Below are 5,216 nucleotides of genomic sequence, written 5' to 3'. Positions count from 1 at the left end.
CTACTCGAAGTTTCATCGCAATCCGGTGGTGCGCCAGGGCAATCTGGCCCAGCTCGACGCGCTGTTCACCGATCGTCAGCCGCCGGAGGCGATTCGTCGGTTGTTGATCGAACATGACGTGACGCTCCACGTGGCGTGATGCCGATGCGTTGCGAGGCCGCCTTCGGGCGGCTTTTTCGTCGCTTGCTTCCAGGTCAAAGCGCTTCTCTGAAAGTGGCCGACAAGAATGGACGCTGAAGGCCTCTTTTGTCGTCGAGCTACAACCATTGCCACTGCCAATGATCAATGGTGAGCGATGCTGCCATGCACCATAGTGGCTAAATGGCTTCATGCAGTCACCCAGGAAGCCCGACAGGGACGCTTTATAAGCTAGAGCGTAACGCAGGACATCGCCGAGCCCACCGCCAGGCGGTCGTCCGCGCCTCACCCCCGGCGCGCAGCCACTAGAACGTCAAGGTCGTGAACAACACACGAGGTGGTTTATGAACTGCATCGAACTGAACCAGCAGGCCGACCGGATCGCCAACGCCTTCAGCAAGCAGGATCTCGCCCGGCTGGTGCTGGCGCTCAAGAGCCAGCAGTCGCTCCAGCAGGCCGTCGAGGTGATCGATACCATCGACAACCGGGTCGGCTACTCCATCGAGCAGGCCTGGGAGGAGGTGCTCGCCGGCGACGCCCAGGCCGCCTGCGAGGAGCAAGAGTAAGCTTAAAGCCCCCGTTCGGGGGCTTTTTTTCATGCCTGCTCCGGGGCAGGCGACGGTGTCGTGGTGTCCGGGTTCTGCGCGAAGTAGGTGGCCCGGCGCTTTTCGGCCTCGTCGCCGAACAGCACGTCGCAGGCCTTTTTGAGCCCTTCGGAGCGTTCGAGCTCGTCACGGTGAACCACCATCGAAATCTTGGCGCGTCGGCGCAGGAAATCCTCGAGCTCGGTGATCATCTCGTGCTCGCGGGCGTACTCGATCTCGCAGCGCAGGTACTCGGTGCCTTCGATGAGCACCTCGGCCTGGGTGGCGTCTTCGGCGATTCGGTCGAGCAGGGCGAAGGCATCGTTGCCGTAGCGGCGCCACAGGCGCGACGACAGCGCCTCCGTCGAGGTCGCCGGCGTCAGCGCGTCGAGCCCCATCGCCTTGGCCTTTTCGTCGAATCTGGTTTTCACCTCTGCGCCCGGCTCGCCGTACCACAGGGTCTGCGAGGCATCGAGTGTCACCCCCAGTGACTCGAGCTCGTCGGCGATCTCCTCGCCCACGTTCAAACAGTCGGTGAGCTTGCCGCCGAAGATGCTGATGTGCGCGGTCTCGCGGTGGGTATCGATCACGTGCTTGCGCGAAAGCTGCAGGAAATCGCGCTTCTCGCCCTTGTCCGCCTTCACCGCCAGCGGGCGCACGCCGCAGCGTGTCGAGATGATGTCGTCCTCGGTGAGCGGGGTCTTCAGGGTCAGGCGCTTGTTGATGTTTTCGAGAACGAACTGGACGTCTTCCCGGGTGACCTCGGCGTTCGGATGCTCCATATGGGTGTCGGTCGTGCCGATGCAGGTACGGTTGCCCATCGGAATCACGAAGAAAAGCCGCCCGTCGTCGGCGAAGAAGGCCAGAACGCGCTTCTCTTTCGTGAGCTGCGGCACGATCAGGTGAATGCCCTTGGAGTAGATGTGCTGGTGGGACGTGTTCTGGTGTGTGAGGGTATTGTGCGCATCCACCCAGGGGCCGGCAGCGTTGATCAGCACTTTGGAGCGGATCTCGAAGGTGCTGCCATCCATCACGTTGCGCGCGCGGGTGACCCACTGCTCGCCCTGGCGCTCGGCGCCGAGCGACTCCACGTAGTTGGCCGCCACGGCGCCGAAATTCATCGCCTGGCGGACGAAGTTGAACACGAACCGGGCGTCGTTATCGTAAAGATAGGCATCCGAGTACTCGAAGCCGCCCACGGCGCCATCGATCCTGATGATCGGTTCTTCCTGCTTGATGTTCTTCGGCGACAGCAGTTTCGGGCGTTTCGTGAAGCCGTTGCCCATCAGCCAGTAGAGCCAGGTACCCGCCCACAGGTACCAGGGCGAGTGGCGAAAGCCCTTGGCGATAGTGGTCAGAAAGCGAATTTCCTTGACCGTGGAGGGGTAGCTCTTGATCAGGTGGTTACGGCTCTTGCAGAGCTTTCTCACCAGTGCGAAGTCGTTGCTCTCCATGTACTTGATGCCGCCCCACACCAGGTTCGAGGAGTGCATGCTGGTGCTGCCGGCGAAATCGCCACGATCGATCAGCGCGACCTTCGCCCCCTTGCCTGAAAGCGCGGCGGCGGCGGCGGCACCGTTGATACCGCCGCCGATGATCAGCGCGTCGTACTCTTCTTGGGGAAGTCTTTCGAGATTGCGGGTTCGAAGCGTCATGGCGGGGTCCGTCAGGTCGGGCGTCGCAAGCATTGCGCGCTGTATTTTCAATAACGAAACTATAGATGATCGTTTTCGAACATTCAACGCGTAACCATTATCGTTCGACAACGTCACGCCGAGCGCTGATGGGTTCGAGGCTATCCACCTCTCGAGTTACTTTAATGACAGCTACAAAAAAGCCGGCCCGCGGGCCGGCTGTCGACGAGGATAGAGCTTACTTGACGCTCTCATCGAAGTTGATCGGCGCAGCCTTGGGCGCCGGATTGTGGTCGATCAGCGTCGACTTGTCGGTGGCGAAGGTGTCATAGGCGAAGTCGTCGACGGTGAGCATTTCGAGCACCTCCTTCTCGAAGGTGCGCATGAACGCCGCGTCCTCCTCGCTGACGATGCCTGTGGCAAGGCCCGCCTCGATGCGCGCTTCGGGATGCAGCGCGGTTTGCGGAAGCTCTCCCTTGGCGTAGGCCTTGTTCACGGTGCGGTAGATCTTCTCGGCACGCTCGTACTCGACCAGCAGGGCGTTGTAGCGCGCCAACGGATTGCGCTGCTCGCCGTCGTCCTGATCCCAGGTGTTGTGCAGAAGCTTGGTGCGAAGCGCACTGTGGGTGGAGACCCGGTGGGCGATGTCGCGGGCGAAATCGTCGTGGGGCTTGTTCCAGCGGCGGCCCGTGGGCATCACCACGGCGTTCAACACGCCGCCCAGCGCCCGGTTGGGCAGGTTGTCGAAGATCTCGACAAAGGCCTGTTCTGCGCGGTGCAGCAGAAAGCGGCAGCTGTAGTGCAACAGTGCCTCTTCGCCTTCGACCTTGTCGCCGGCCTGCCACTGCTTGAGCACCATCGAGGCGAGGTACAGATTCGACAGCACGTCGCCCAGGCGCGCCGAGAGCATCTCGCGCTTCTTGAGCGCCGAGCCGAGGCTCGCCATGGCCGCATCGGCGCACAGCCCAAAGCCGGCGGAGAGCCGCGCGATGTCCTGAGCGTAGGCCGCGGCCGGTGCGTCAAAGGGTACCGATGGCTTGCCGATACCGATCCCCAGCGTCAGCGCCCGGGCGGCGTTGCCGAAGATCAGGCCGGCGTGCTTGAAGAACGCCGTGTCGAAGGCCTTCTCGTCGTTCGCGTCCTTGGCGGCGAGCTCCTCGAGCACGTAAGGATGGCAGCGAATCGCGCCCTGGCCGAAGATCATCAGGTTGCGCGTCATGATATTGGCGCCTTCCACGGTGATCGCCACCGGGTTGGCGCTGTAGCCGATGCCCAGGTAGTTGCGCGGGCCGAGCGTCACCGCCTTGCCGCCGTGCACGTCCATGGCGTGGCTGAGGATCTCGCGCTGGAACTCGGTGAGCTGGCTTTTCAGGATCGCCGAGGGCACGGCGGGTTTCTCGCCGTGATCAATCAGGTTGGCGGTCTGGTAGACCGTGGCCTGGGCGATGTAGCCAAGCGCGGCCATCTTCGCCAGCGGCTCCTGCACGCCTTCCATTTCGGCGACCGGCACGTTGAACTGACGGCGCACGCGGGTGAAGCCGCCGCTCCAGCCGAGCGCATAGCGGGCGGTGCCGGTGGCGCCGGAAGGCAGGGTGATGCAGCGCCCGATGGAGAGGCACTCGACCAGCATGCGCCAGCCCTGGCCGATCATCTTTTCGCCGCCGATGATGGTGTCCAGCGGCACGAACACGTCCACGCCCTTGATCGGGCCGTTCATGAAGGGGCTGCCGATCGGGTGGTGGCGCCGGCCGATCTCCATGCCCTCGGTGTCACGGGGAATCAGCGCCAGGGTGATGCCGCGATCTTCCTCGTTACCCAGCAGGTTTTCCGGGTCGAACAGGCGGAATGCCAGGCCCACGACGGTGGCGATCGGCGCCAGCGTGATCCAGCGCTTTTCGAAGGTCAGCTTGATGCCGAGCACTTCCTTGCCATCGACGGTCTGCTTGCAGACCACGCCGGTATCGGGCAGCGACGTGGCGTCGGAGCCGGCACGCGGGCCGGTCAGGCCGAAGCAGGGAATCTCGCGGCCATCCGCCAGGCGCGGCAGGTAGTGATTCTTCTGCTCCTCGGTGCCGTACTTGAGCAGAAGCTCGCCAGGGCCGAGTGAGTTGGGCACGCCCACGGTGACCATTAGCGTTTCGTTGGCGGAGAGCTTCTGCAGCACCATCGACTGCGCCTTGGCCGAGAAGCCAAGGCCCCCGTACTCCTTCGGGATGATCATGCCGAAAAAGCCTTCCTTCTTGAGAAAATCCCAGAGCTGCTGGGGAAGGTCGGCGCGCTCGATGGTGATGTTCCAGGCGTTGCACATGCCGGCGGCCTTGGCGCACTGGTTGTCCAGAAACGCCTGTTCGTCCTCGCGCAGGCCGTCGTCTTTGTAGGCGAGCAGAGCGTTCCAGTCGGGCTTGCCGGAGAAGAGCTGACCGTCCCAGGAGACGCTGCCGGCCTCGAGGGCGGTGCGCTCGGTGGCCGATACCTTGGGCGCGACCTTCTTGAAGGTGGCGAAGATGCGCGGCGTGAGCCACAGCCGGCGCAGTGCCGGCAGGCCCGCCGCCGCCACTGCGAGTGCTGCCAGCAGCAGGATGAAACCGATGACCGGGGCTTCGAAGACGAGCCCCACCAGGCCAAGCACGGCCAGCACCCCGATGGCCGGGCCAGCCCCGGCCTCGCGGCGCATGACCACCAGCAGTCCGGCGATCGCCAGCACGATGAGCAGTAGCGTGAGCATAGAACCTCTCCATGTGTTATTGGGATATTGTCAGGGCACGAGAATACACGTATTTAAACGGATGTTTGAATAGTGGCAGACTCGCGTCGTCGTGCCAAGCCCCGTGCCACCCGCCGTTTTCCCTGTGTTCAATGT

Annotated in this window: 3 protein-coding genes and 1 pseudogene; 2 read left to right on the top strand and 2 right to left on the bottom strand. The window is 63.2% G+C overall.

What is annotated here, in order from left to right; genetic code table 11:
• Window positions 1-139 (top strand): annotated as a pseudogene (locus BIS11_RS10360) (DeoR family transcriptional regulator); the annotation flags it as partial.
• Between the two features lie 343 nt (window positions 140-482).
• Window positions 483-704 carry a hypothetical protein gene (locus BIS11_RS10355; protein ID WP_253418976.1) on the top strand — a complete coding sequence of 74 codons (222 nt, stop codon included), beginning with the start codon at window positions 483-485 and terminating at the stop codon, window positions 702-704.
• A 29-nt stretch (window positions 705-733) separates the two neighbouring features.
• Here BIS11_RS10355 and BIS11_RS10350 read toward each other — a convergent pair whose 3' ends face one another.
• Together BIS11_RS10350 and BIS11_RS10345 are read right to left on the bottom strand one after the other, a co-directional pair.
• The gene (locus BIS11_RS10350) at window positions 734-2,377 is read right to left on the bottom strand and encodes a glycerol-3-phosphate dehydrogenase/oxidase (RefSeq protein WP_253418974.1); all 1,644 of its coding nucleotides are present in this window, start codon (window positions 2,375-2,377) and stop codon (window positions 734-736) included.
• 217 nt (window positions 2,378-2,594) lie between these two features.
• Window positions 2,595-5,081: an acyl-CoA dehydrogenase gene (locus BIS11_RS10345; protein WP_253418971.1), complete on the bottom strand. Its 2,487-nt coding sequence runs from the start codon at window positions 5,079-5,081 to the stop codon at window positions 2,595-2,597.
• Window positions 5,082-5,216 lie beyond the last annotated feature (135 nt).

Source organism: Halomonas sp. 707D4, from assembly GCF_024158685.1.
GTDB lineage: Bacteria > Pseudomonadota > Gammaproteobacteria > Pseudomonadales > Halomonadaceae > Vreelandella.
This window is presented reverse-complemented; position numbering and strand designations above follow the sequence as displayed.